The organism is Streptomyces sp. LUP47B (assembly GCF_001746295.1).
Classification (GTDB): domain Bacteria; phylum Actinomycetota; class Actinomycetes; order Streptomycetales; family Streptomycetaceae; genus Streptomyces.
In genome coordinates this window covers 35,371-61,143 of the sequence record NZ_MJAH01000033.1, presented here as the reverse complement: position 1 = coordinate 61,143, position 25,773 = coordinate 35,371, and the positions used below count along the sequence as shown (strand labels likewise).

Annotated in this window: 19 protein-coding genes; 5 read left to right on the top strand and 14 right to left on the bottom strand. The window is 72.7% G+C overall.

Annotated elements, in window-relative coordinates:
• Positions 1 to 155: 155 nt before the first annotated feature.
• The 14 genes from BFN33_RS47750 to zapE all read right to left on the bottom strand — a co-directional run bounded on the left by BFN33_RS47750 (position 156) and on the right by zapE (position 14,072).
• Positions 156 to 1,460, bottom strand: a complete 1,305-nt coding sequence (locus BFN33_RS47750) for a DUF692 domain-containing protein (protein WP_069766495.1) — start codon at positions 1,458 to 1,460, stop codon at positions 156 to 158.
• A 593-nt stretch (positions 1,461 to 2,053) separates the two neighbouring features.
• Positions 2,054 to 2,683: a TIGR03086 family metal-binding protein gene (locus BFN33_RS47745; protein ID WP_256123087.1), complete on the bottom strand. Its 630-nt coding sequence runs from the start codon at positions 2,681 to 2,683 to the stop codon at positions 2,054 to 2,056.
• A gap of 79 nt (positions 2,684 to 2,762) precedes the next feature.
• Positions 2,763 to 3,365, bottom strand: a complete 603-nt coding sequence (locus tag BFN33_RS47740) for a TetR/AcrR family transcriptional regulator (RefSeq protein ID WP_256123086.1) — start codon at positions 3,363 to 3,365, stop codon at positions 2,763 to 2,765.
• Complete coding sequence (locus BFN33_RS47735; RefSeq protein WP_069766492.1) at positions 3,362 to 4,078, bottom strand: peptidyl-tRNA hydrolase; 717 nt, start codon at positions 4,076 to 4,078, stop codon at positions 3,362 to 3,364. The genes BFN33_RS47740 and BFN33_RS47735 overlap by 4 nt, the downstream gene beginning before the upstream one ends.
• 16 nt (positions 4,079 to 4,094) lie before the next feature.
• Entirely contained in the window at positions 4,095 to 4,274 is a 180-nt protein-coding gene (locus BFN33_RS47730; RefSeq protein ID WP_069766491.1) for a hypothetical protein, read from the bottom strand.
• 212 nt (positions 4,275 to 4,486) lie between these two features.
• Entirely contained in the window at positions 4,487 to 5,308 is an 822-nt protein-coding gene (locus BFN33_RS47725; protein ID WP_069766490.1) for a polysaccharide deacetylase family protein, read from the bottom strand.
• 60 nt (positions 5,309 to 5,368) lie between these two features.
• Positions 5,369 to 6,886, bottom strand: a complete 1,518-nt coding sequence (locus tag BFN33_RS47720; RefSeq protein WP_069766489.1) for an FAD-dependent oxidoreductase — start codon at positions 6,884 to 6,886, stop codon at positions 5,369 to 5,371.
• Between the two features lie 21 nt (positions 6,887 to 6,907).
• The gene (locus BFN33_RS47715; RefSeq protein WP_069766488.1) at positions 6,908 to 7,804 is read right to left on the bottom strand and encodes a PPK2 family polyphosphate kinase; all 897 of its coding nucleotides are present in this window, start codon (positions 7,802 to 7,804) and stop codon (positions 6,908 to 6,910) included.
• A gap of 86 nt (positions 7,805 to 7,890) precedes the next feature.
• The gene (locus tag BFN33_RS47710; RefSeq protein ID WP_069766487.1) at positions 7,891 to 9,258 is read right to left on the bottom strand and encodes a PhoX family protein; all 1,368 of its coding nucleotides are present in this window, start codon (positions 9,256 to 9,258) and stop codon (positions 7,891 to 7,893) included.
• A gap of 100 nt (positions 9,259 to 9,358) precedes the next feature.
• Positions 9,359 to 10,135, bottom strand: a complete 777-nt coding sequence (locus tag BFN33_RS47705) for a slipin family protein (RefSeq protein ID WP_069766486.1) — start codon at positions 10,133 to 10,135, stop codon at positions 9,359 to 9,361.
• Positions 10,136 to 10,235: 100 nt separating this feature from the next.
• Positions 10,236 to 11,726, bottom strand: coding sequence for a SulP family inorganic anion transporter (locus BFN33_RS47700; protein ID WP_069766485.1), 1,491 nt, complete (start codon positions 11,724 to 11,726; stop codon positions 10,236 to 10,238).
• A complete protein-coding gene (locus BFN33_RS47695; protein ID WP_069766484.1) occupies positions 11,723 to 12,301 on the bottom strand; it encodes a carbonic anhydrase in 579 nt (192 codons plus the stop codon). Before BFN33_RS47695 ends, BFN33_RS47700 begins: the two co-directional genes overlap by 4 nt.
• Positions 12,302 to 12,403: 102 nt before the next feature.
• Positions 12,404 to 12,796, bottom strand: a complete 393-nt coding sequence (locus BFN33_RS47690) for a hypothetical protein (protein WP_069766483.1) — start codon at positions 12,794 to 12,796, stop codon at positions 12,404 to 12,406.
• Positions 12,797 to 12,989: 193 nt separating this feature from the next.
• The gene (gene zapE / locus BFN33_RS47685; protein WP_069766482.1) at positions 12,990 to 14,072 is read right to left on the bottom strand and encodes a cell division protein ZapE; all 1,083 of its coding nucleotides are present in this window, start codon (positions 14,070 to 14,072) and stop codon (positions 12,990 to 12,992) included.
• A 73-nt stretch (positions 14,073 to 14,145) separates the two neighbouring features.
• Here zapE and BFN33_RS47680 point away from each other — a divergent pair, with 73 nt between their 5' ends.
• From BFN33_RS47680 to BFN33_RS47660, 5 genes are all read left to right on the top strand, one after another.
• Positions 14,146 to 14,940 carry a pyrimidine reductase family protein gene (locus BFN33_RS47680; RefSeq protein WP_069766498.1) on the top strand — a complete coding sequence of 265 codons (795 nt, stop codon included), beginning with the start codon at positions 14,146 to 14,148 and terminating at the stop codon, positions 14,938 to 14,940.
• Positions 14,941 to 15,094: 154 nt separating this feature from the next.
• Positions 15,095 to 15,568, top strand: a complete 474-nt coding sequence (locus BFN33_RS47675; RefSeq protein ID WP_176742660.1) for an indole-3-glycerol phosphate synthase — start codon at positions 15,095 to 15,097, stop codon at positions 15,566 to 15,568.
• A gap of 71 nt (positions 15,569 to 15,639) precedes the next feature.
• A complete protein-coding gene (gene murC, locus BFN33_RS47670) occupies positions 15,640 to 17,031 on the top strand; it encodes a UDP-N-acetylmuramate--L-alanine ligase (protein ID WP_069766481.1) in 1,392 nt (463 codons plus the stop codon).
• Positions 17,032 to 17,044: 13 nt separating this feature from the next.
• Positions 17,045 to 17,452 carry a peptide-methionine (R)-S-oxide reductase MsrB gene (gene msrB, locus BFN33_RS47665; RefSeq protein ID WP_069766480.1) on the top strand — a complete coding sequence of 136 codons (408 nt, stop codon included), beginning with the start codon at positions 17,045 to 17,047 and terminating at the stop codon, positions 17,450 to 17,452.
• A 207-nt stretch (positions 17,453 to 17,659) separates the two neighbouring features.
• A complete protein-coding gene (locus BFN33_RS47660) occupies positions 17,660 to 25,744 on the top strand; it encodes a type I polyketide synthase (protein ID WP_069766479.1) in 8,085 nt (2,694 codons plus the stop codon).
• Positions 25,745 to 25,773 lie beyond the last annotated feature (29 nt).

The following is a 25,773-nucleotide window of genomic DNA, read 5'->3' as shown; positions in this document are numbered from 1 at the left end:
CGCAGCCCGCAGCCCGCAGCCCGCAGCCCGCAGCCCGCAGCCCGCAGCCCGCAGCCCGCAGCCCGCAGCCCGCAGCCCGCAGCCCGCAGTGGCATCCCGTCGGCGTGGGCGAGCGACGCCCACCCCCAGGCACTCGCCCCCGGGCACCCGCCCCCTCAGTGCCGCAGCAACACCCTCCGCGTGGCCCGAGCCAGCCGCACCGCCGGCCTGCGGGACCTCGGGGTGGGTCCCGACCGCTCCAGCCACCATTCCCGCAGCTCCCGCCGCACCCTCGCGTCCGCCAACTCCCCGCCCAGCAGCAGCTGTTCGGCGAAGCTCAGCGCGTCCCGCCGATAGCCGTCCGTCATCGGCGCCCCCTGCGCATACGCCAGGAACGCCGGCCGATAGCCCGCCCCGAGGATCACCGGCAGTTCGGGCGCGACCTTCGCGACCACATCCGCCCGCTTCCCCGCGAGCGCCCGCGCCTGCACCCCCAGTCGCACCCGGTCGAACCCCTCCGGCACCGGAGTCCCCGCCACGAGCGCGGACAGCAGCGCGGTCTGGTCGAGGGCGAGCCGCTGACGGGCGGGGTCGGTCGAGACGCTCGACGGCTCCACGGTGGCGGCAGCGCGCCACGCACCGTCGGCCCGTGCCCCGCCGCCCTTCTCCACCGCCTCCCGGATCGCCCCCAACTCCCGCTCCAGTTCACCCGGTTCGGGAAAGTTCTCGTCCCGCTCCAGCAGCACCCCCGGCGGCGAGATGCGGGAAGCGAGGTCGGTGAGGATGTCAAGAACGGGCCGCGGCACCGGATGGGCGTGGCTGTCGTGCCACACCCCGTCCCGCTCGAACCCGCCCGCGACATGGACGTACGCGAGGGCCTCCAGAGGAAGTTCGGCGAGTGCCTCGGCCGGGTCCTCGCCGCGGTTGACGTGGTTGGTGTGCAGGTTGGCCACATCGATCAGCAGCCGTACGCCTGTCCGGTCCGCGAGGTCGTACAGGAACTGCCCCTCGGTCATCTCCTCGCCCGGCCACGAGATCAGCGCGGCGATGTTCTCCACGGCGAGCGGCACGGGCAGCGCGTCCTGCGCGATGCGGATGTTCTCGCAGAGGACGTCCAGGGCGTCCCGGGTGCGCGGGACGGGCAGCAGGTGCCCCGCCTCCAGACGCGGGGAGGCGGTCAGCGGGCCGCCCGCGCGGACGAACGCGATGTGCTCGGTGACCAGCGGCGAGCCCAGCGCCTCGGCCCGCTCGGCGAGAGCGAGGAGCCGCCCCGCGTCGGGGCGGTCGGCGCCGCCGAGGCCGAGCGAGACGCCGTGCGGCACCACGGTCACCCCGCGCTCGCGCAGCCGCCGCAGCGACTCGGGGAGATGGCCGGGGCACAGGTTCTCGGCCACGGCCTCGACCCAGTCGATGCCCGGCATGCGCTCCACCGCGTCCGCGATCTCCGGCCGCCATCCGATACCCGTCCCCAGTCGCTCCATGGTCCGTCCCCCCTCGGCCTCTCCCGCATCCGCTCCGGTCGCCGACTGCTCGGCGTGACGGAGGTATGGCCCCGGCCCCCGGACCCGAACCGCGCCCGGGGGACCTTCAGAGCAACATTTGAGGTTCGGGCAGGCAGCGTCACCCCCCGATTCCGGGCCACGCCCGCGCCACCGTGACCTTCAGCGGGGGCGCGGCGCGCACCCGGGCCCACCGCCGCCGACGTCATACGCCGCTTCCGCTCCACGCCCGCGGTTCCCGGCCCAGTAGTCGCAGCGTCTCCTCCGGCGGGCCGGCCCCGCCCGTGGCCTTCAGCGTGGGCGTGAATCCCGGCTCAGGGCCGGCGATGTCACGGGCCGGTTCCGGTCCACGCTCGCGGTTCCCGGCCCAGCAGTCGCGGCGTCTCCTCCAGCGGGCCGGCCCCGTCCGCGGTCTTCAGCGGGGGCGCGCACCCGGGCCCACCGCCGCCGAGTCATACGCCGGTTCCGGTCCACGCCCGCGGTTCCCGGCCCAGTAGTCGCGGCGTCTCCTCCAGTGGCCCAGCCCCGTCCGCGGTCTTCAGCGGGGGCGCGCACCCGGGCCCACCGCCGCCGAGTCATACGCCGGTTCCGGTCCACGCCCGCGGTTCCCGGCCCAGTAGTCGCAGCGTCTCCTCCAGCGGGCCGGCCCCGGCCGTGATCTTCAGTGCGGGCGCGAACGCGAAGGCGGGCCCGCGGCCGGCCGGGTTCGTCGGCACGCGTCGGGCCACGGCCAGTGCCGCGGTGAGTACCTCGTCCGCCAGGTGGAGGCGCATGCCGAGCGTGGCCGCCACGTCCCACGCGTGCACCACGTAGTCGACGAAGTGAAAGCTGATCGCCGTGCGGCCGGGAAACCCTCCGCCCAGCTCCGGCAGCACGAACTCCCGGTCGAGAACGCCCGGTTCGGCGAACGCCCCGAGTACCGCGTCCGCAGCCGCCCGATGTGCATGGGCAGGCTCGCCCGTCACCTCCTGCTCCTGCCAGTACTCCGGATCGCCGCCCACGCCTCGGGCGGCGGCTGCGAACCCGTGGTGCTGGGCGGTCATGTGCGTCACCAGCCGCCGCAGGTTCCACCCCGCGCAGGGCGTTTCCCGCTCCCAGTCCCCGTCCTCGCCCCGGGCCGACTCCACGATCCGCGAAGCCTCCTGTACGGCGATCCGGTCCAGCTCGACGACATCCATCCGAACTCCCGTGAAGTCGGTACTCATGCACCCGACCATAAAACTAGACGAACGATCGTGCTACTAGTTTGGGCCGAAACGGCGCGGTGACCGGCCTACCTCGATCTCAGGTGCGCAGACGTGACGCGATGCCCCGCCGGGCCCTGGCATAGGGCGTGGACTCGCCGTGCAGCACCGACATCGCGTTCGCCGTCTCCATCAACGCGACGACCTCGAAGGCGAGTTGCGCCGGATCCGTGTCCGCGCTCAGCTCACCCGCGGCCCGCGCCCGCTCGGCAGACCTCTCCAACTCCCCGAGCCAGGCACGCTGGGACTCGACAAGCGCGTCGTGGACCGGCCCCTCGCGGGCGTCGAACTCGGCCATCACGCCGTAGAAGAAACAACCCCCCGGGAAGACCCGCTCCTGCGAATACCGGAGCCAGCCCTCGCACAGCCCCCGCAGCCGTTCGATCCCCTCGGCCGCCCCGGAGACCGGCTCCAGCACCTCGACGACGAAGATCCGCGAGGCCTCCCGCACGGTCGCCAGCTGCAGCTCCTGCTTGGACCCGAACAGCGCGAACACCCCGCTCTTGCTCAGCTCCAGCTCCCCGGCCAGCCGTCCCACGGACAAGGCCTCCAGCCCCTCGACGGAGGCGATGTCGACGGCGCGCCGCAGCACGGCCCGCCGAGTGCGGTTGCCCCGCTCGACGCGTCCGTCGACCCGCGTCACCGCAGCGCCGGATGGTCCGCGACGACCGTGCAGGAGCCCGGCGCGATCTCGGTGAACCCGGCGTCACGGACCAACGGCAGCCCACTGGTGGTGAGTTCACCCCACCGCGCGGGATCCGCGGCCCGTACGGCGAGCGGGAACCCGGCGTCCCGCCAGGCGGCCCGCTCCTCGTCCGACAGTTCCCACCAGGCCAGTTGGGCGCCGTGACCGGCCTGAGCCATCGCCTTGCCCGCCGACATGTCGAGGTCCGGATTGAGCCACAGGACGGGGGCCGTCAAGTCCGCGGCCGCCGGCGGTTCGGGGTCGTCGAGGTCGGTGCCGGAGACCTGGAGCCTGGCCAGATCCTTCGGCCAGCCGTCGAGCGGCACCGGCGGGAACACCCGTACCTCCGCCGACTTCCCCGTCACGGTGATGCCGGGCAATCCCTCGGCCCGCCGCCATTCGGCGCCCCGGGCCCGTCGTACGACCTTCCGGATCCGGGCGTCCTGCCAGTCCCGCACCACCTCGGCCCACTCCCCGTCGCCGACGGAACGCTCGTCGCTGAGCAGGACGAGAACGGCGCGGGCGGCGGTCTCGAGAGCGTCGGTGCGAGCGGGCGGATCCGACTTTTCGATGCGGACGACCAGGGGCAGCACGAACTGGGGTGCCTGGTCGCGCGCGGTCGGCTCGGAACGGAAGGGGCTGTCGGTCGAGGGCGTCACGTCGTGGCTCACCCGGACAACCCTAAGCTCACCCGGAGCAGGCCGTGCGCTGAGCCTCCTGCCACTCGCAGACCGGGCACAGGGTGATCCCCTTGAACGACTCCGGATACTCCGTCGGCTTCCGGCACAGCACGCATTCCGCGTACGGCGGCCCGTCGGTGACCGGGGGCTTCGGCACGTTGCCGATCGTGCAGTAGTCCTCGCTCATACCTCCAGCCTAGGCCCTCTCGTTTGGATCAGCTCGGCGTCGCGGGCCCTGGCACGCACTCCCCAGAGGGGGTGCCCCCAGCGGCGTTGTCGTCGGTCGCCGACGCTCCGCGTCGACTCCCTCCTCCGCCTTGTAGTTGCACGCACCAGACCCCGCTCGGGTCGGCCCGCAACGCACCGCCCCTCGTAGCCGACCGATCCAAACGACAGGCCCTAGGACCCGATCAGCTCGGACACCTTCACGAACCGGAACCCCCGCGCACGCAGCTCCGGCACCACCGCCCGTACCACCCGCTCCGTCGTCGGCGCGGCACTGCGCGTGCAGTGCATGACCACGACCGACCCCGGCCGCACCCCCTCAAGCACCTGTCGGGTCACGGCCTCCGCGTCCGTCGCGAACGCGTCCCCGCTCACCACGTCCCACTGGACGGCGGTCACCCCGACCGGGGTCAGCGCCTTCAGTGCCCGCCGGTCGTAGCACCCGCCGGGAAAGCGGAAATACGGTCGCGCGTCCAGCACCCCCACCCTCCGGAACGCCGCGTACGCCCGCTCCACATCCGCCCGCATCCGGTCTCCGGAGACCGTCGGCAGCCCGTAGCAGTCGTCCGTGAAGGCGTAGTGGCTGTAGGAGTGGTTGGCGACCTCGAAGAGCGGGTCCCGACCGAGGGAACGGGCCTGCTCCGGATACTGCTCGGCCCACCGCCCGGTCATGAACACGGTGGCCGGCACCTTCAGTGCGCGCAGGGCCGCGATCAGCCCGGGGTTGTCGAAGTGCTCGCCTGCTGCCGCCCGCGCCCCCTGGTCCGCCGTCATGTCGGCGTCGAAGGTGAGCGCGACGGTCCTGCCGTGGGTACGGGAGCCGTTCTTGAAGACGGGGGTCAGACCGCCGGGGCCGGGGGCGAGAGTCGGGGGCGCCGAAGGAGCCGTGATGGTCGCGGAAGGTGCCGGGCGGACGGGCTGTGCGGAGGCGGCGCAGGCTGCGAGGGCGGCGCCGAGGGCACACGCGGCGGTGATTCGTCGTACAAGAGTGATCACCGTATGAAAATAGGGCGAACTGTCCTATTTACGTCTCACCCCGGCCGCAACGTCACCCGCTCAGATGTCCCGCTGCTCCAGCGGCTTGGTCGCCGGCCCCTGGATGACCTTGCCGTTCGTGTCGAAGCGGGAGCCGTGGCAGGGGCACTCCCAGGCGTCCTCGGCCCCGTTGAAGGAGACCAGGCAGCCGAGGTGGGTGCAGCGCGGGGAGACGGCGTGCAGGGCGCCCTCGTTGTCCCGGTACACCGCGAGACGGTCGCCGTTCACCCGGACGACCGCGCCCTCGCCGGGCGGGAGCGACTCCAGCGGGGGTGAGGGGCGCAGCCGGTCGCCGACGAAGTGGCCTGCCACCTTTGCCTGTGTCTTGAGGAAGGACGGGGCCTCGCGGACCGTCGAGCGCAGGCGGCGCGGGTCGTACAGTTCGCTCCACGCGCACTTCTCGCCGTTGATCTGGGCCGTGAGCAGACGGCTCGCCATGATCCCGCCGCTGATGCCCCAGCCGCCGAAGCCGGTGGCGACGTAGGTGTGCTTGGCACCCGGGTGCAGGGGGCCGACGAGCGGCACAGTGTCCGTGGGGTCGTTGTCCTGGGTGGCCCAGGCGTGGCTGAGGTCCACGTCGGGGAAGTGCCGGGAAGCCCAGGCACCCAGGTGGTCGAAACGGCTCCGGGTGTCGCCCGTGCCGGGCGTGAAGTGCTCGCCCGTGACGATGAGCAGGCGCCGGTCGGCGTCCCAGGGAGCCGTACGGACCGAGCGGGTGCCCTCCTCCGGTGTGATGTACATACCGTCCGGATCCCGTTCCCCGTCGATCGTCCCGGCGACGACCAGCTCGCGGCGCGGGGAGAGCCGGGTGAACAGCAGGGCACGGTCGAAGATCGGGTAATGCGTGGCGACCACGACGTCCCGGGCGGTCACCGTGGCCCGCGTGTCGGTCGTCAGGCGGCACGGCTCGCCCTCTTCGAGGCCCAGGACGGCGGTGTGCTCGTGGACGGCCGCGCCCGAGGCGACGAGGTCCTCGGCCAGGGCCAGCAGGTACTTGCGCGGATGGAACTGTGCCTGCCCGGTCACCCGCACCGCGCCCGCCACGGGGAACGGCAGCCCGGTCTCCGTCACGAACGAAGCCGGCAGCCCCGCCTCCCGGGCGGCGGCCGCCTCGGCCCGCAGTTCGTCGACGCGGCTCGGGTCACAGACGTAGGTGTAGGCACTGCGCTCTTCCCAGTCGCAGTCGACGCCCAGCTCCTCCGCGATCCCGGCGGCCCGCTCGATCGCCTCGCTCTGTGAGCGGGCGTACAGCCGGGCGCCCTCCGGGCCGCGGGTGCGGCGCAGCTTGTCGTAGATCAGCGTGTGCAGGGCGGTCAGTTTGGCGGTGGTGTGCCCGGTGACCCCCGCGGCCACCTGCCCGGCCTCCAGGACCACCACCCGGCGCCCGGCCCGCGTCAGTTCCCACGCCGTGCTCAGCCCGGCGATGCCGGCGCCGATCACGGCCACGTCGACGTCGAGGTTTTCGGTCAGCGGCGGCCGGGATCCGCCGGGTGCCGTCTCCAGCCAGTACGAGCCCTTGACGTGTCTGTTCTCGGTCATGCGCCCCGAGTACCCCGGGATTCACGGTTCGAGCAGCCGCCTGCGGGCTTCCTCCACGTCGAAGTCCGCCTTCGGATAGCGCGGGTCCAGCTCCGACAGGTGTTCGAGGAGGAGTCGGCTGACCGCCCAGTTGCGATACCACTTGCGGTCGGCGGGGATCAGGTACCACGGGGCGTGCGGTGTCGAGCAGCGTTCCAGTGCCAACTCGTACGCCTGCCGGTAGGCGGGCCACAGGGCGCGCTCGTCGATGTCCGAGACGTGGAACTTCCAGTGCTTGTCCGGGCGGTCGAGGCGCTTGAGCAGGCGGTCGCGCTGTTCGTCGTACGAGATGTGCAGGAAGCACTTGATCACGGTGACGCCGTCGCGGGCGAGGGACTTCTCGAAGCGGTTGATCTCGTCGTAGCGGCGCTCGATCTCCTCGGCCGGGGCGAGGGCGCGGACGCGGGCGATGAGGACGTCCTCGTAGTGCGAGCGGTCGAAGATGCCCAGCTCACCGGCTTGTGGGAGGGCCTTCTTGATGCGCCAGAGGAAGTGGTGCGCGCGTTCCCTGGGGGTCGGTGCCTTGAAGGCGTGGATGCGGCAGCCGGACGGGTTGAACAGGCCGATGACGTGCTTGACCGTGCCGCCCTTGCCGCTGGTGTCCATGCCCTGCAGCACCAGCAGGACGCGGCGCCGGTCGCCCGCCGTGCTCGCCGCCCACAGGCGTTCCTGCAGGTCGGCGAGCGGGGTGGCCAGATCGGTCATCGCGGTCAGGCCCGTCTGCTTGTCACGGGGGCCGGCCGGGACCTGCCGGGTGTCGTAGGAGGTGAGGTCCATCGGCTTGCCGCCGGGTACCCGCAGCAGCTCACGCAGGGCGAGGTCGTCGCCGGTCGTGGAGCCCTTCACCGGCCTACGGCCCTTCGAGTCCTTCTTCGGCATGGGGCACCCCTTCCGGTCCGGGTCCGGGTCCGGCCCCTCGATCCTGCGCCGGGGGACCGGGGCGCGCCAGCCGTCGTGCGGGGCGGCTACCGGCGCCAGGGGCCCGTCACCGCGAAGGTCGTCCCGGGCGTGTAGCAGTTGACGTACATCGTCTGCCCGTCGGGGGAGAAGGTGACGCCCGCGAACTCGCCCCACTCCGGCGCCTCGGGCGTACCGATGTTCTGCCGGCCGCGGGCCATGGCGTACACCTCGCCGTGCCGCGTCACGCCGAACACGTGCTGGGCGCCGCTGCCGTCCTCGCACACCATCAGACCGCCGCTGGGCGCGAGGCAGATGTTGTCCGGGGACTCGCCGGGCAGCTGGACGTCGGTGTCCGGGCCGAAGACGATCACCAGGGTGAGCCGGCGCGCCGAGGGATCGTAGCGCCAGATCTGCCCGAAGTGGTCGGCGGCCGAACCGTCGGCGCTGTGCGCGAACGACGAGACGAAGTAGACGCTCGTCCCGCCCCAGTAGCAGCCCTCCAGCTTCTGGGCATGGGTGATGCCCTTCGGGCCGAAGTCCTGGAGCCGGACGGGCGTTTCGCCGGCCAGCGGGTCCGGTACGTCGACCCACTCGATGCCCTCGAAGCAGGCGCCGGTCTCCTGGATCGCGGACAGGTCGGGCACGCCGGGCACCCGCATCGCCTGGAGCCGGCCGCCTGCGCGCAGCGAACCGAGGCCGCCCTCGGGCCGGTTGGGCAGGAAGCGGTAGAAGAGGCCGAAGGGCTTGAGGAAGGCGTCCTCGGTCTCGTAGACGATGCCGCGCTTCGGGTCGATCGCGATGGCCTCGTGCTGGAAGCGGCCCATCGCGGTCAGCGGTACGGCCCCGGAGCGGTGCGGGTCGACGGGGTCGACCTCGAAGATGAAGCCGTGGTCCTTGGTGTAGCCGTTGGTGCCGGCCTTGTCCTCGGTCTCCTCGCAGGTCAGCCAGGTTCCCCAAGGGGTGTGGCCGCCCGCGCAGTTGACGGCGGTGCCGGCGATGGCGACCCGCTCCGACAGCACGTCGTTGCGGGAGTCCAGCGTGAGGGCCGTACAGCCGCCCTTGCCCGCCGGGTCGTAGGTGAGGCCCTCGACGGTGGGGACGGCGATGGCCGCGGTGGGGCGGTTCTCGTGGTTGCGGACCAGGTGGACGCGCCCGTGTCTGCCGGGCAGGGCGGTCATGCCGTCGTGGTTGGAGGGGACCTTGCCCTCGCCGGAGCGGAGCGGGTCGCCCTCGCGGGACAGGACCTTGTAGCGGAAGCCCTTCGGCAGGTCCAGCAGGCCCTTCGGGTCCGGGACGAGGGGGCCGTAGCCGGTGTGGCCGAGGGACTGGGCGGCGGCGGTGCCGGCGAAGAGCTCGGAGAGGGCGCCGGTGAAGGCGATGCCCACACCCAAGGCGCCGGAGCGGGCCAGGACCTGACGTCGTGTTGCGGACATGGCGGAGCAACCTTCCTGCTGGCGGACAGGACTGTGACTTCGCTGTGTCTATCACCTGGGTCGGCCCGCGGGAACCACGCGCGTAGCGTGTCCCCGCCCGTCACTTGCCGATCGGGCGCTCCTGCGCCCTCTCCAGGAAGCGCAGCAGCTCCACCGGGAAGGGCAGGACGAGCGTCGAGTTCTTCTCGGCGGCCACCGCCACGACCGTCTGCAGCAGCCTGAGCTGGAGCGCGGCGGGCTGCTCCGACATCTGCTCGGCGGCCTCCGCGAGCTTCTTCGAGGCCTGGAGTTCGGCGTCGGCGTTGATGATCCGGGCCCGACGCTCACGGTCGGCCTCGGCCTGCCGGGCCATCGACCGCTTCATCGCGTCCGGCAGCGACACGTCCTTGATCTCCACGCGGTCCACCTGCACGCCCCAGCCGACGGCCGGGCTGTCGATCATCAGCTCCAGGCCCTCGTTGAGTTTCTCGCGGTTGGACAGCAGGTCGTCCAGCTCGCTCTTGCCGATGATCGAACGGAGCGAGGTCTGGGCCATCTGGGAGACGGCGAACTTGTAGTCCTCGACCTTGACCAGGGCGCTCGCGGCGTCGACGACCCGGAAGTAGACGACCGCGTCCACGCGCACCGTCACGTTGTCCCGGGTGATGCCCTCCTGGCCCGGCACCGGCATCGTGACGATCTGCATGTTCACCTTGTGCAGCCGGTCCACGAACGGCACGACCACCGTGAACCCGGGCTCGCGCACCTCACCCGCGAGCCGCCCGAGGCGGAAGACCACCCCGCGCTCGTACTGCTTGACGACCCGGGCCGCCGCCGTGAGGTAGACGAACCCCGCGGCACCGGCCGCCACGGCCGCCGTCAACAGTTCCTGGAGCATTCCGACCTCCTCGTCCAGAGGTCCGTATGTCTGCTCCTGCAACGATATGCCCGGTACCTGGTCCGGGGCCACGATCGGCCCCGGACCAGGCGGGGGAGTGCTACGGAGCGGTGGCCTTCACCAGCACGGGCTCGGTGACCCGGACCGGTTCGGTGCCGACCGCGCTGTGCCGCTCGGCCCAGTTCTCCAGCGCCGTACGGCAGGCGTGGTCCAGGTGGTGCAGACCGGAGAGGTCCAGCTCCACGGGCCGGTCCTGGGGCAGCGACTCCAGGCTGTCGAGGATCTTCGGCAGCCGAAGGAAGGTCGCGTTGCCCGACAGATGCGCCTGGATGGGGCCCGCGCCCTTGTCGACGATCTCCAGCTTGAGGTGCGAGGCCTCCCAGGCGGTCTTGACGACCGACAGGGCCAGACCGATCAGGACGCCCTCGAACATGTTCACCGCGACGATCGAGACCGCCGTGACCACCAGGATCAGCGCCTCACCGCGGTGGCCCCGCCACAGCGACACGATCTCCCGGAAGGGGATCAGCTTGAAGCCCGCGTGGACCAGGATGCCGGCGAGCGCGGGCAGCGGGATCAGCGCCAGCGTCGAGGGCAGCAGGGCCGCGAACAGCAGCAGCCACACGCCGTGCATGACCCGGGAGGCCTTGGTCCTCGCGCCCGCCTGGACATTGGCGGAGCTGCGCACGATCACCGCGGTCATGGGCAGGGCGCCGAGCGCGCCGCAGACCGCGTTGCCCGCGCCCTGGGCCATGAGCTCCTTGTCGTACTCGGTGCGCGGGCCGTCGTGCAGCCGGTCCACCGCGGCGGCGCTGAACAGGCTCTCGGCGGAGGCGATCAGGGTGAAGGCGATGATCGTGCCGAAGATGGCGGGGTTGGCCAGTTCGCCGAAGGCGTCCATCCCGGGCGGCTGGATGGAGCCCAGCAGGCCGTTCACCTCGACGGTGGCGATCGACAGGCCGAAGACCTGGGTGACCAGGGTGGCCAGAAGGACCGCGGCGAGCGCGCCCGGCACGGTCTGCGCCTTCTTGGGCAGCTTCTTCCACAGCACGAGCACCGCGACGGTGCCCGCCCCGACGGCGAGCGAGGCGAGCGCCGTGGTGCTGCCGAGCGCGTCGACGGCGGCCCCGGGCAGCCCCAGGATCTTGTCGATGCCGGTGGTGGGCGCCTTCAGCCCGGCGGCCGAGTACAACTGGCCGGCTATGAGCACGAGGCCGATGCCGGCCAGCATGCCCTCGACGACCGAGACGGATATCGCCCGGAACCAGCGCCCCAGCCTCAGGGCGCCCATGGCGAGCTGGATCAGTCCGGCGGCCAGCACGATCACACCGAGGGCGGGCAGCCCGAACTCCTGCACCGCCTCGAAGACCAGAACGGTCAGACCGGCGGCGGGACCGGACACCTGCAGGCTGCTGCCCCGCATGAATCCGGTGACGATGCCGCCGACTATGCCGGTGACCAGGCCGAGTTCGGCCGGAACACCGGAGGCGACGGCCACGCCCACGCAGAGCGGGAGCGCGACAAGGAAGACGACCAGGGAGGCGGCGAAGTCCTGCCGCAGGTGAGGGAATTTGGTTATCACGGCGATCACAGGCCCTCGAACGCGTCGGACTCGGTGCGGTGAACGCGGACCGCGCCCGTGTGCACCTCGTAGTACCAGGCGTGCAGGGTCAGTTGTTCTTCCGCCAGCTTCTTGTCGATGAAGGGGTACGACCGCAGGCGCAGTACCTGGGCGAGGACGTGGCTCTGCACGCCCTCGGTGACGGCCGGGTCCTCGGCCGCGCCCATGGGACGGGGGGTGGCGTGATGGAGCCAGTCGCGCACGGCGGGTACGGCGTCCAGGTCGTCGCCGCGCACCAGGGCGCCGACGGCACCGCAGTGCGAGTGTCCGCAGACCACGATGTCGCGGACGCCCAGCACCTCCACGGCGTACTCGATGGTGGCCGCCTCGCTGGTGGGGTGCTCGGAGGCGTACGGGGGGACGATGTTGCCCGCGGTGCGAAGCTCGAAGAGCTCGCCCGGGCGGGCCCCGGTGATCAGGGCCGGCACGACCCTGGAGTCCGAGCAGGTGATGAACAGGACCTGGGGGGACTGGCCTTCGGCCAGCCTGGCGAACTCCTCAGGGCGCTGTCCGAACGTACGGGCGTTGTCGATGAGGGGCTGCATGTGGTGACTCCTCCTGGCGCGCAATGGGGACGCGTCGGGCTTACCTGGCGCGCAATGGGGTGCGCGTCGGCTTACATGACAGGTGGGGGAACTGCTCTGCCGTCAGCAGCGGAACACTTGAAGTGCCGCCGGAGCGTGGGCTGTCGAGGGTCTCGACAGGGGGAAATCGCCGGTTGCGGCCCGCTCGGGCGCGGCCGCCGGCTCCTGAGCCGACAGCGGACGCTCGGGCCCCTCGGGGGCGAAGTCGACGGCGCGGTGCCGGTCGCGGGTGCGCAGGGGACCGGTCGGGTCCCCGACGTGGTTGCAGTGTCGCTTGCCCGAGGCTTCGGCGCGGGCCGCCTTGCCGGAGAGCGTGGTTCCGGTCTGGGCTTTGGCCTTGGTCTGACGGACCGTGTGCGCGGTTGCGAATTCCTCGGTAGACGCGAAGAAGGGGAGCGCGAGAAGGACGGCGGTGAGGACCGCCAGCGCGGCCCGTACCGTCGCACCTCGGAACATGCGCCCCCCTCTCGGCAGTTCAAACTTCTAGTCCAGACCAACCATTGGTCAACGACTGGTCAAGAAACACCTTAGCCCGGCAAAGTTGTTTGCTGGGTTAACTTAGCGTTTCCGGCTGAAGAGAGGCTGAAGCGCGGCGGGTCGTGGCGCGAACCGGCTCTTGATCTTGCGTATTCGAGGCGTTAGAAGCGCCTCAGGCGCCTTCGACCAGGCCCTTCGCGTCCCGCGCCAGCGCGGTGAGCCGGGATATCGCACGGAAGTACTTCTTGCGGTAGCCGCCGTTCAGCATCTCCTCGCTGAACAGCCGGTCGAAGGGCAGCCCGGAGGCCAGCACCGGCACCTCGCGGTCGTAGAGGCGGTCCGCGAGCACCACGAGCCGAAGTGCCGTCGACTGGTCCGGGACCGGCTGGACGTCCGTGAGGCACACCGCCTTCAGGCCGTCGGTCAGGGCGCCGTAGCGGCTCGGGTGGACCTTGGCGAGATGCGCCAGCAGGCTCGGGAAGTCGTCGAGCGAGGCGCCCTCGGTGGCGTACGCCGCCTTGCGGACCTCCTCGTCGGCGAACGGCGCCGGCGCCTCGGGCAGCCCGCGGTGGCGGTAGTCCTCGCCGTCGATGCGCAGCGGGTGGAAGCGGGCGGCGAGGCCCTGGATCTCGCGCAGGAAGTCGGCGGCCGCGAACCGGCCCTCGCCGAGCTTGCCCGGCAAGGTGTTGGAGGTGGCGGCGAGCGCCACGCCCGCGTCGACCAGCTTGCCGAGCAGGGTGGAGACCAGGACCGTGTCGCCCGGGTCGTCCAGCTCGAACTCGTCGATGCACAGGAGGCGGTGGCCGGAGAGCGTCTGGACCGTCTTCTGGAAGCCGAGGGCGCCGACCAGGTTGGTCAGCTCGACGAAGGTGCCGAAGGCCTTGAGGGAGGGTTCGGCGGGGGTGGCGTGCCAGAGCGAGGCCAGCAGGTGGGTCTTGCCGACGCCGTAGCCGCCGTCGAGGTAGACGCCGCGCGGGCCTGCCGGGGTCTTGGCCTCCTTGCCCTTCCCGAACGCCTTTCCGAGACCGAGGAAGCCGCGCTTGCCGCCGCCGACCGCGTGTGCGCCGGACAGGCCCGCCGCGAAGCCCGCGAGGACCCGGACGGCCTCGGTCTGGCTGGGCTGGTTCGGGTCCGGGATGTACGTGTCGAAACGCACCGAGTCGAACCGCGGCGGCGGCACCATCTCGGCGACCAGCCGGTCCGCGGGGACGTGCGGCTCACGGTCGCACAGGGAGAGCGGGGCGGTGTCGGCCATGGAGCCGAACCCGGACGCGGCGGGGGAAGTAGACACGGTTCACCATGCTAAGGGCCGTGCCACACTGCACGACATGCGACGCCTGTTCCCTGTGACCGACGAGACAGCGACCCGGAGCCCTCAGGGGGCCGACCACGAGTGGGGCCTCGCCGAGCTGGCCGCCGCCTACGCGTATCCCGAACTCGGACCCGGCCCCGCGACCCCGGAGGTGTGGCTGCGCGCCAACATGGTCTCCACGATCGACGGGGCCGCCCAGCACGACGGCCGTTCGCAGCCCATCTCCACCGCGACCGACATGCGGATCTTCGGGACGCTGCGGGCACTGGCGGACGTGGTGATCGCCGGTGCCGAAACGGTCCGCCAGGAGGGGTACCGGCCCGCACGCGTGCGGGACGAGTTCGCGGAGCTGCGCGAGGCGGCAGGGCAGGGCCCGGTCCCGGCGATCGCGGTGGTCACCGCGAGCCTGGACCTGGACTTCTCCCTCCCGCTGTACACCTCGCCCCTGGTGCCCACGCTGATCCTCACGGGCGCCGCGGCCGCCCCGGACAAGATCGCCGCGGCCGAGAAGGCGGGCGCGCGCGTGGTGATCGCCGGGGACGGCGTCGGCGTGGACCCCGCGCGCGCGGTACGGGCGCTCGCCGAGCTGGGACACACCCGGCTGCTGACCGAGGGCGGCCCCCGGCTGCTCGGCCAGCTGGTGGCCGCCGGAGTGCTCGACGAGCTCTGTCTGACCCTGTCCCCGATGCTCACCGCGGGGGACGCGCAGCGGATCGCCGGGGGGCCGTCGGTGGCGGTGCCGGCGCGGTTCGCACTGGACTCCCTGCTGGAGGAGGACGGGTTCCTCTACAGCAGGTACCGCAGGGCTTGACCGCCCGGATGCGGATTCGACCGGTACCGCTGATGTCGCCATCGGTGGAACCTGTCGTTCCGCTTGGCTTTCCGACGGGCACACTGAATCCGGCAGTACCCGTGCGATCGCGGGGCAGGATGGTTTCCGCAGAGGACAGAGAAGGGGACGCCCGGTGTTCACAAGCGTTTTGATGATCGAGAAGGCCCTGACCTCCGCAGACGTGGAGTTCGTCACCACCTTGCACGGTGACGAGTCGGTCGCGTTCCATGTGCTGCTCCAGCCGCGGGGTGATCAGGCCGACCGCCTGCTGCGGGCCATCGACGACGTGGCGCTGGGCGAGCTGGACGAGGCTGTACGGGAGCGGGAGACGCCCGAGGGTGAGGCCGCGAAGGGCGTGGGGGAGCGGGCCCTGGAGGTCTCCCTGCAGGCGCTCAGGGCATCCGGGAGCGAGGCGGAGGGGCGGCTCATCGAGGACCACCCCCTGGACGCGCTGAAGTCCCTGGTCGACGAGATCGGCGCGGACGAGGTGATCGTGCTCACCGATCCCCACTACGTGGAGGAGTTCTTCCACCGGGACTGGGCGTCGAGAGCGCGGCACAAGGTGGGCGTGCCGGTGCTGAAGCTGTTCTCCCACAGCAAGGAGTAGGCGGTGGGCGCGGTCGCCGTAGGCAATAAGCTGGGGCCTTCGCCGTAGCCGTACGCACAGGGAGACACCACATGGCCCCCGGCCTTCCTACCGCCATGGACCGACCGCACTTCATCGGGATCGGTGGGGCCGGGATGTCGGGGATCGCGAAGATCCTCGCGCAGCGCGGCGCGAAGGTGGCCGGCAGTGACGCCAAGGAGTCCCCGACCGCCGAGGCGCTGCGGGCGCTGGGCGCGACCGTGCACATCGGGCACGCGGCGGAACACCTGGCGTCCGACGCCACCTGTGTGGTCGTGTCGTCGGCGATCCGGGCCGACAACCCGGAGCTGGCGCGGGCGGCCGAGCTCGGCATCCCCGTGGTGCACCGGTCCGACGCCCTCGCCTCGCTGATGGACGGCCTGCGGCCGATCGCGGTCGCGGGGACGCACGGCAAGACGACCACGACCTCGATGCTGGCGGTCTCCCTGTCCGAGCTGGGCCTGAAGCCGTCGTACGCGATCGGCGGCGACCTGGACGCGCCCGGCTCGAACGCCCTGCACGGCGAGGGCGAGATCTTCGTCGCCGAGGCGGACGAATCCGACCGCAGCTTCCACAAGTACGCCCCCGAGGTCGCGATCGTCCTCAACGTCGAGCTCGACCATCACGCCAACTACGCGTCGATGGACGAGATCTACGCCTCCTTCGAGACCTTCGTGGACCGCGTCACCGAGGGCGGCACGCTGGTGATCTCGGCCGATCACGAGGGCGCGCGGGAGCTGACCCGGCGCGTCACCGCGGGTGACGTGAGGGTGGTGACCTACGGCGACGCCGAGGACGCCGACGTGCGTGTGCTGTCGGTCGTCCCGCAGGGGCTGAAGAGCGAGGTCACCGTCGAGCTGGACGGCTCGCCGCTCACCTTCACCGTGTCCGTGCCCGGCCGCCACTACGCGCACAACGCGGTGGCCGCGCTGGCGGCCGGCGTCGCGCTCGGTGTCCCGGCCGCCGAGCTGGCTCCCGCGCTGGCCGCGTACACGGGCGTCAAGCGGCGCCTGCAGCTCAAGGGCGAGGCGGCCGGGGTGCAGGTCATCGACTCCTACGCCCACCACCCCACCGAGATGACGGCGGACCTGGAGGCCATGCGGGCGGCGGCCGGTGACGCCCGCATCCTGGTCGTCTTCCAGCCCCATCTGTTCTCGCGGACGCAGGAGCTCGGCAGGGAGATGGGCGAGGCGCTCGCGGCGGCGGACGGTTCGCTGGTCCTGGACATCTACCCGGCCCGCGAGGACCCGATCCCCGGGGTGACGAGCGAGCTGATCATCGACGCGGCGCGGGCCGCGGGCGCGGACGTGACGCCGGTCCACGACAAGGCGGACGTGGCGTCGGTGGTCGCGGGAATGGCGAAGGCCGGTGATCTCGTTCTCACCATGGGCGCGGGTGACGTGACGGACCTCGGCCCGCTGATTCTGGACCGTCTCGCCAAGTAAGGGGCTGAGCTTCATGTCGTACGACGTCGAAAAGCCGGACGAGCAGTGGCGTGCGGAGCTGACCCCGGCCGAGTACGCCGTACTCCGCCAGGCCGGCACGGAGCCCGCCTTCACCGGCGAGTACACCAACAGCAAGACCACGGGCGTGTACTCCTGTCGCGCCTGCGGGGCCGAGCTCTTCACCTCCACCACGAAGTTCGAGTCCCACTGCGGCTGGCCGTCCTTCTACGACCCGAAGGACACCGACGCGGTCGAACTGATCCAGGACCGTTCCCACGGCATGGTCCGCACCGAGGTCCGCTGCGCCCGCTGCGGCTCGCACCTCGGGCACGTGTTCGAGGGTGAGGGATATCCGACGCCCACCGACCAGCGGTACTGCATCAACAGCATCTCGTTGCGGTTGACGGCGGACGAGGACTGACCGAGCGGTTCCGGTCAGGTTCCCTCCGGACGCGCCACCGGGCGGTGGGGGCCGCCCGGGGTGACGCCGCTCGTGGTGGGTCTGTCGGCTGCTCGCGTTCGCGGGACGCCGACCGATCAACTCCGGCCACCTGGGCCCTCTTTGTGATGCGGTGCCGGGCACGCGGGCGGGATAGCGTGCGGATTCGGTGATCCAGAGGGAGGCCCGATGCGCGTCGGGGGAGTGGCCGAGGTCCGGCCGGTGGTGGAGTTGCTGGTCGGGAACTCCTCACGATACGGCGGGAAGCTCGCGTTCGCCGACGACCGGCGGGCGGTGAGCTGGGCCGAACTCGAGCTCCGCACAAGGCGGTTGGCGGGTGCCCTGGACGTCGGGCGCGGGGCCAGGGTGGCGTTCTGTCTCGACAACAGCGTGGAGCTGGTCGAGGGATTGCTCGCGACGGTCCGAGCCGCCGCCGTGGGTGTGCCGTTGAACCCGCGCGGCACCCACGCCGAACTCGCGGCGCTGCTCGCGGACTGCGATCCGGAGGTACTGGTCGTGGACCGGCGGCAGTTGGCGCGGATCGCCAGTGTGGTCGGGGAGCGGTCGCCGCGACTGGTGGTGACCGGGGAGGGGCCGGTGCCGGAGGGTGTCGCGCACTTCGACGACCTCGTGGCGGACGGCCGGTCACCCGAACCGCGCGACGATCTCGGTCTGGACGAGCCCGCCTGGCTGCTCTACACCTCCGGCACCTCGGGCACCCCCAGGGCCGCCGTCGCCAGCCAGCGGTCCGCGCTCTGGTCGCCGGTCGCCTGCTATGTGCCCCGGCTGGGGCTGGCGGCGGACGACCGGCTGCTGTGGCCGTTGCCGCTCGCGCACACCTACGCCCACTCGCTCTGTGTGCTCGGTACGACCGTGGCGGGCGGCAGCGCGCGGATCACCGCGGTGCGGGAACCGGCCGCGCTGTTACGGCTCATCGACGAGTTCGCTCCGACGGTGCTGGGCGGAGTGCCGCTCACCTACCAGCAGCTGCTCGACGCCGGACTCGGCGAGGTGCCCTCGCTGCGGGTGTGCGTCACCGCCGGGGCGCCGAGCGAACCGGAGCTGCGGGAGCGGGTGGAGCGGCGGCTCGGGGCGCCCCTGCTCGACGGGTACGGCAGCACCGAGACCTGCGGCAAGATCGCCATGGAGTCGCTGGCGGGGCCGCGGGTGCGGGGGAGCAGCGGGGCGGTGCTGCCCGGCATGGAGGTGCGGCTCACCGACCCCGGGACCGGGGAGGAGGCCGTCGGCGCCGAGGGCGAGATCTGGGTGCGCGGGCCCGGCGTCATGCTCGGGTACCACGACGGGGGCGCGGTGGCCGGGGAGGGCTGGTACCGCACCGGTGACCTGGGACGGTTCGGTGAGCACGGATACCTGACCGTCAGGGGACGCGTGAACGACCGGATCGTCCGCGGCGGCGAGAACGTCGATCCCGTCGAGGTCGAGCAGGTGCTGCGCGGACTGCCCGGAGTGCTGGACGCGGCCGTGGTGGCGCGACCGCACCCGCTGCTCGGCGAGGTCCCGGTCGCCTTCGTCGTACCGCGGGAGCGGGGCCTCGACACGGGCGCCCTGCTGCGGGCGTGCGCCGAGGTGCTCTCCGCGCACAAGGTCCCCGACGATGTCCTGTTCACCCCGGCCGTCCCCCGCACCGCGGCCGGCAAGCCACGGCGGGCCGTCCTCAGGGAGGGCCTCGCCGCCCGCCCGCCCGAGGAGACCCTCACGGGCCTCGCCGACCGTACCCCGGCGGAGCGTCGGGCGGCCCTCACCGAGCTGGTGTGCGCGGAGATGGCGGCGATCGGTGGGGCGGGTGCGATCGGTGGGGCGGCGGCTGTCGACGCGGACGCGGTGACTGTCGACGGGGATGCGGCGGCTCGGCGGGAGGCCGGGGTCCGTGGGGAGGCGGGGGTCCGCGGGGGTTCGACGGTCGGCTGGGCGGGGACGGCTGGTGGGTCGGCTGGGGGTAGTGGGTCGGAGGGCGTCGGCGAGCCGGGCGATTCTGCCGGGTCGGAGGCCGTGGGCGAGCCGGTTGCGTCTGACGGGTCGGCGGTCGGTGGGGCGTCCGTGCTTGCGCCGGCGGCGGGTGGTCGTGAGGTGCCGGTGGTCGCCCCGGCGGCGGGTGGTCGTGAGGTGCCCGTGGTCGCGTCGGTGGCGGGTGGTCCTGGGGCGTCCGGACTTGGCCCGGTGGCCGGTAGTCGTGAGGCGCCCGTCACCGATGCGGCGGCTATCGATCCGCACACCGCCTTCGCCGATCTCGGGCTCACCTCCATGGGCGCGATGAACCTGTGGCATCGGCTCAGTCTCCGTACCGGACTGCGGCTGCCCGCCACTCTGGTGTGGGACCACCCCACTCCCGCCGCGCTCGCCACCCACCTGGACGAGCGTCTTCACGGGGGCTCACGCGAGACGGCGCAGCCGCGCCGCGGGCCCGCCGCGGAGCCGATCGCGATCGTGGCCGTCGGCTGCCGTTACCCGGGCGGGGTGCGCTCGCCCGAGGACCTGTGGCGGCTGGTGTCCGACGGTGTGGACGCCACCGGCGAGTTCCCGGCCGACCGGGGCTGGGACGTCGACGCCCTGTACCACCCCGACCCCGACCGGCTCGGGACGACGTACACCCGACGTGGCGGTTTCCTCACCGACGCGGCCGACTTCGACCCCCTGTTCTTCGGTGTCTCGCCGCGCGAGGCCACGGCCACGGACCCGCAGCAACGGCTGCTGCTGGAGGTCGCCTGGGAGACGCTGGAGCGTGCGGGCATCCCCGCGCCGTCGCTGCGCGGCAGTGCCACGGGTGTCTACGTCGGTCTGATGCACGGCGGATACGGCGGCGGGGCGTCGCAGCACCCGCTGGAGGCGCACCTCGGTGCCGGGTCGGCGGGCAGCGTGGCCTCCGGACGGATCTCCTACGTGCTGGGCCTGCGTGGCCCGGCCCTGACCGTCGACACGGCCTGCTCGTCCTCCCTCGTCGCCATGGACCTGGCCGCCGCGGCGCTGCGCGCGGGCGAGTGCACCCTCGCGCTGGCCGGCGGGGTGACCGTACTGGCCAGTCCGAAGCCGTTCGTGGTGTTCAGCCGGCAGCGGGGGCTGTCGGCGGACGGCCGCTGCCGGTCCTTCGCGGACGGCGCGGACGGCACCGCTTGGGCCGAGGGAGTGGGCCTGGTGCTGCTGGAGAGGCTGTCCGACGCCCGGCGCAACGGCCACCCGGTCCTGGCGGTGCTGCGGGGCTCCGCCGTCAACCAGGACGGCGCGTCCAACGGCCTCACCGCCCCGAACGGCGAGGCCCAACGGGAGCTGATCCGGCTGGCGTTGGCCGACGCCGGACTCCGTACGGCCGACGTCGACGCCGTCGAGGGCCACGGCACCGGGACCGCGCTCGGCGACCCCATCGAGGCGGGCGCCCTGCTCGCCACCTACGGTCAGGACCGCGACCCGCAGGACCCGGTCTGGCTGGGCTCGGTCAAGTCGAACTTCGGGCACACCCAGGCCGCGGCCGGGGTGGCCGGTGTCATCAAGATGATCGAGGCGATGCGCCACGGCGAACTGCCCAGGTCGCTGTACGCGGAGCAGCCGTCGCCGCACGTCGACTGGTCCGACGGGGCGGTACGGCTGCTGGACCGGGCCAGGCCCTGGCCGCAGCGGGACCGGCCGCGCCGGGCGGCGGTCTCCTCGTTCGGGATCGGCGGGACCAACGCGCACGTGATCATCGAGGAGCCGGAACAAGCCGAGGAGGAACCCCGGAACATCCGCTCCGGAAGCCCGCGCACCGCCGCCGCCTGGCTCGTCAGCGGCAGCGACGAGGCCGGACTCCGGGCCCACGCGAGGGAGTTGGCGGCAGCTCTCGCCGACGTGGAAGGTGACGCGGCCGCCCTGGATGTCGCCTACTCGCTCGCCACCACCCGGACTCCGCTCCAGCGCCGCGCCGCCGTGCTGGCCGCCGACGCCGGCGGACTCCTTGCCGGGCTCCGGGAGTTGGCCGACGGCGCCGACAGCCCCGTACTGCGCAAGGGCACCGCGCGCGGCACCTCCAAGGTCGCGCTGCTCTGCGCCGGCCAGGGCGCCCAGCGGACCGGCATGGGAGGTGAACTGGCCGCCGTCTTCCCCGCGTTCGCCAAGGCGTTCACCGAACTGTGCGACGCCTTCACCCCGTTCCTGGACCAGCCTCTGCGCGAGGTGATCGACGACCACGGCGGCGACCTCCTGCACCGCACCGACTACGCCCAGCCCGCTCTGTTCGCCTACGAGGTCGCGCTGTACACCCTTCTCGCCGACTGCGGGGTACGGCCGGACTTCCTGGTCGGCCACTCGATCGGCGAACTGGCCGCCGCTCACATCGCGGGCGTCCTCTCGCGGTCCGACGCGGTACGGCTGGTGGCCGCGCGGGGCCGACTGATGGCCGGACTCCCCGCGGGCGGCGCGATGTTCGCCGTACGGGCGCCCCTGACGGACGTGCTGAAACGGCTCGACGAAGTCCCCGGTGCCCCGGTCGCCGTCGCGGCGGTCAACGGCCCCGAGTCCGTGGTGCTGTCCGGTGCCGAGGAGGCGGTGTCCGCGCTGGCGGCTCGACTCGGGCGGACGGCGACCAGGCTGAAGGTCAGCCACGCCTTCCACTCGCCGCTGCTCGCCCCCATGCTGGCGGAGTTCCGCAAGGTCGCCGAGTCGGTCACCTTCCACCGCCCGTCCCTGCCGGTGGTGTCGATGCTGACCGGCGGCCCGGAGCCGGACGCGATCCGGACCGCCGAGTACTGGGTACGGCAGGCACGCGAGACCGTACGGTTCGCCGACGCGGTGCGGTGGCTGGCGCGGGCCGGGGTGACGGCGTACGTGGAGGCCGGACCGTCGGCGGCGCTGATCACGGCGGCCGAGGAGTGCGTCGAGCCGGGCTCAGGGGCCCTGTTCACGTGCGGTGCCGAGACGGCCGTGGCCCTGGCGGAGCTGCACGTCCACGGCGTGCCGGTGGACTGGCGGTCCGTGTACGCCGGGACCGGCGCCCGGCGGCGGCCGTTGCCGACGTACCCCTTCCAGCGGCAGCGCTACTGGCTCGACGTGCGCGGCAACGGCGGCGGCAACCGGAAGCTGGTAGGACCGCCGCAACCGGACGCCGACGGGCCCCGGACCCGGTACAGCGGTGTGCTGTCCACCGCCCGGCAGCCCTGGCTCGCGGACCATGTGATCGGCGACCGGGTGCTGGTGCCCGCGACGGTCTTCGCCGAGCTGGCGTTCCGGGCGGCCGGGGCAGGCGTGGCGGCGGGCTCGCCACGGCTGTCCGAGCTGGTCCTCCATGAGCCGCTGGTGCTGCCCGCGTCGGAGCAGGTGCCGATCCAGGTGGTCGCGGACGCCCCCGATCAGGAGGGGAACCGCCCGGTCACCGTGTGGGCACGAGCCGGCGAGACGTGGGTCCGCCATGCCGAAGCGTCGGTCGCCGCGGCCGGCACACCACCCACCGCTGCTCAGGACGTCACCTGGCCGCCCGCCGGTGCCGAGGAGTTCGCCGTCGACTACGCGCGGCCCGCCGCGTACGGCCACCACTACGGCCGGGCCTTTCGCGCGGTCACCAGGCTGTGGCGGCGCGGCGCCGAGACGTTCGCGGAGCTGGCACTTCAGCCGCAGGAGGCGGCGGAGGCCGGCTCGTACGCCCTGCATCCCGTGCTGTTCGACGCGGCCCTGCACGCCGCCCTGCCGGCCGAGGGGCCGGGCGAGGCGCGGGTCCCGCTCGCCTGTACCGGAGTGACCGTGCACGCGACCGGCGCCACCGCCGCGAGGGCGCGTCTGGAGCGGCTCGGACCCGACGAGGTACGGGTGACGCTGACCGGCGTGGACGGGCGGCCCCTGGCCACCGTCGAGTCACTGGTGACCCGGGCGGTGAAGGTCCGGCCCACCGAGCTGTACAAGGTGGACTGGCGGCCCGCCACGGAAGCCGGACACACCGACACCGCGTACGAACTGCTCGACGCCGCGCACCTGCCGGCCGGATCCCGCGAGGACATGCCGGGCCGGGCCCGGGACCTCGTCACGGCCGTCCTCGCCCGCGTACGCGACTGGGTCGCCGACCCCCGTCCGGGCCGTCTGCTGGTACTCACCCACCACGCCACCGGGGACGACCCGGACCCGGCGCAGGCCGCGGTGGCCGGGTTCCTGCGCAGCGCCCAGTCCGAGCACCCCGGCCGGATCGCTCAGGTCGACCTCCGCGGCGGCACCGCCACGCCCGCGGAACTGGAAGCGGCCCTGCGCACCGGCGAACCCCAACTCGCCCTGCACGAAGGCACGGTACTGGTGCCCCGGCTGGTCACCGCCGGACCTGCGAGCGCCCCGCCACCCGCCCTCGATCCCGACGGCACCGTGCTGATCACCGGTGGCACGGGTGCGCTCGCCGCGAGCCTCGCCCGGTATCTCGTTGCCGAACACGGGGCACGGCACCTGCTGTTGGCGAGCCGCGGCGGCCGTACTCCCGACTGGGCGGCCGAACTGTCCGCGGAGGTAAGGGTGGTGGCCTGTGACGTGAGCGACCGGGCGGCCGTCGACGCGCTGGTCGAGTCCTGCAGCCCGCCGCTGACCGGTGTGTTCCATCTGGCCGGAGTGGTGGCCGACGGTGTGGTGGACGGCATGACTCCGGAGCGGGTGGCCGAGGTGCTGGCGCCCAAGGCGGACGCCGCCTGGCATCTGCACGAGGCGACCGAGGACCTTGGGCTGGCCGCGTTCGTGCTGTACTCGTCGGCCGCCGGTGTGCTGGGCCGGCCGGGACAGTCCAACTACGCGGCCGCCAACGGCTTCCTCGACGCGCTGGCCGAGTACCGGGCCGCCCGTGGGCTGCCCGCGCAGTCCCTCGCGTGGGGCCCTTGGACCACCACGGACGGCGAGGGCATGGCGGGCCGGATCGCGCCGCACCTGTCGGACGAGGGCGGAGTGCCCGCGGTCACCGAGCTGACGGGAGTCGAACTGCTGGACTCCGCGCTACGCACGGCCGAACCGGTGCTGGTGCCCGTCCCGTTCGCCCGTGCCACGGCGAGCGGCTCGACCCTGCCGCCGGTGCTCGCCGACCTGCTCCCGGCGCGCCCGGCACCCGTCGCCGTGGCACGGGCGGCCGACCAGGCTCCCGGTGCCTGGCGCAAGCGGCTCGCGGCGACTCCCGAGGCGGACCGCGCCGATGTGCTGGCGGATCTGCTCCGCGCCGAACTGGCCGCGGTGCTCGGCTTCCCGGACGCGGAGGCGTTCCCGGCCGACCGGGAGTTCGGACAGCTCGGCTTCGACTCGCTGACGGCCCTTCAGTTCCGCAACCGGCTCAGCGCGTTCACGCGGGTGCGGCTGGCGCCGACGGTCGTCCTCGAGCATCCGACGCTGGAGGGGCTGTCGGCGCACATCCTCGACGCGTTGGGGGAGGCGGGCGCGTTTCCGGAGGAGCCGGAGGGCACCCCGGTGACGGAGACAACGGATCAAGTAACGCCGTCCGCCTACCGGTTCAGCACCCTCTATCACCGCGTCCTGGGGGAGCAGGGTCCGCTGGAGGCGATGACCCTGCGGTACGTCGCCTCGTACGCCCTGCCGTCCTTCACCGCGGCCGAGCGCGCCCGGCATGCAGTCGGACCCGTCCGGCTCGCCCGAGGCGGCACCGGAGGAAGGGCCGCCGCGCTCGCCTACATCCCGGACTACCTCGCACCTTTCCAGCGCGTCCCGGCCGGACTGGCCCGGCAGTTCGACGGGGAGCGGGACCTGTACCTGCTGGAGCACCCCGGATTCGGGGCCGGCAGGGCGGTGCCGGACTCGATGGAGACGCTGGCGCGAGCGCACGCCGACGCGGTGCGGGAGATCGCCCGGGGAGGGCCTGTGGTCCTGGTCGGCTATTGCGCCGGCGGGGTGATCGCGCACGAGGTGGCACGCCGGCTGGCGACCGCCGGTGAGCCGCCGGCCGGTGTCGTCCTGATCGACTCCCACGCGGGCGTGCTCCAGCGCGGTGACGCGCGCGCACTCGCCCTGATGGCGGCCGGTGCCGCCCTGCCGGAGGACGTGGTCGCGGAGTTCGACGACTCGTTGCTGATCGCGGGCGGTGGCTATGCGCGGGTCCTCGAGGGATGGCATCCCGAGCCGGCCCCCGAGTCGTGCCCCGTGCCGACGCTGCTGCTGCGTGGCCGCCCGACCGCCGAGATGCGGAGGATCGACCCCGCGGGGGACTGGCTGCCGCACTGGCCGCTGCCCCACGACACCGCGGACGTCCCCGGCGACCACTATTCCGTCGTCCACCAGGACGCCGACGCCACGGCCACGGCGATTCGCGCCTGGCTGCCCGCGTAGGCCCACCACGATCGGCGTACGGCCACGAT

Excerpts from the sequence above, each read along its gene's own strand:
- BFN33_RS47745 (WP_256123087.1), bottom strand. The coding sequence starts at position 2,683 with ATGAGTACCGACTTCACGGGAGTTCGGATGGATGTCGTCGAGCTGGAC.
- BFN33_RS47715 (WP_069766488.1), bottom strand. The coding sequence starts at position 7,804 with ATGCCGAAGAAGGACTCGAAGGGCCGTAGGCCGGTGAAGGGCTCCACG.
- BFN33_RS47705 (WP_069766486.1), bottom strand. The coding sequence starts at position 10,135 with ATGCTCCAGGAACTGTTGACGGCGGCCGTGGCGGCCGGTGCCGCGGGG.
- BFN33_RS47690 (WP_069766483.1), bottom strand. The coding sequence starts at position 12,796 with ATGTTCCGAGGTGCGACGGTACGGGCCGCGCTGGCGGTCCTCACCGCC.
- BFN33_RS47730 (WP_069766491.1), bottom strand. The coding sequence starts at position 4,274 with ATGAGCGAGGACTACTGCACGATCGGCAACGTGCCGAAGCCCCCGGTC.
- BFN33_RS47720 (WP_069766489.1), bottom strand. The coding sequence starts at position 6,886 with ATGACCGAGAACAGACACGTCAAGGGCTCGTACTGGCTGGAGACGGCA.
- BFN33_RS47750 (WP_069766495.1), bottom strand. The coding sequence starts at position 1,460 with ATGGAGCGACTGGGGACGGGTATCGGATGGCGGCCGGAGATCGCGGAC.
- BFN33_RS47660 (WP_069766479.1), top strand. The coding sequence starts at position 17,660 with ATGCGCGTCGGGGGAGTGGCCGAGGTCCGGCCGGTGGTGGAGTTGCTG.
- murC (WP_069766481.1), top strand. The coding sequence starts at position 15,640 with ATGGCCCCCGGCCTTCCTACCGCCATGGACCGACCGCACTTCATCGGG.
- msrB (WP_069766480.1), top strand. The coding sequence starts at position 17,045 with ATGTCGTACGACGTCGAAAAGCCGGACGAGCAGTGGCGTGCGGAGCTG.
- BFN33_RS47710 (WP_069766487.1), bottom strand. The coding sequence starts at position 9,258 with ATGTCCGCAACACGACGTCAGGTCCTGGCCCGCTCCGGCGCCTTGGGT.
- zapE (WP_069766482.1), bottom strand. The coding sequence starts at position 14,072 with ATGGCCGACACCGCCCCGCTCTCCCTGTGCGACCGTGAGCCGCACGTC.
- BFN33_RS47680 (WP_069766498.1), top strand. The coding sequence starts at position 14,146 with ATGCGACGCCTGTTCCCTGTGACCGACGAGACAGCGACCCGGAGCCCT.
- BFN33_RS47695 (WP_069766484.1), bottom strand. The coding sequence starts at position 12,301 with ATGCAGCCCCTCATCGACAACGCCCGTACGTTCGGACAGCGCCCTGAG.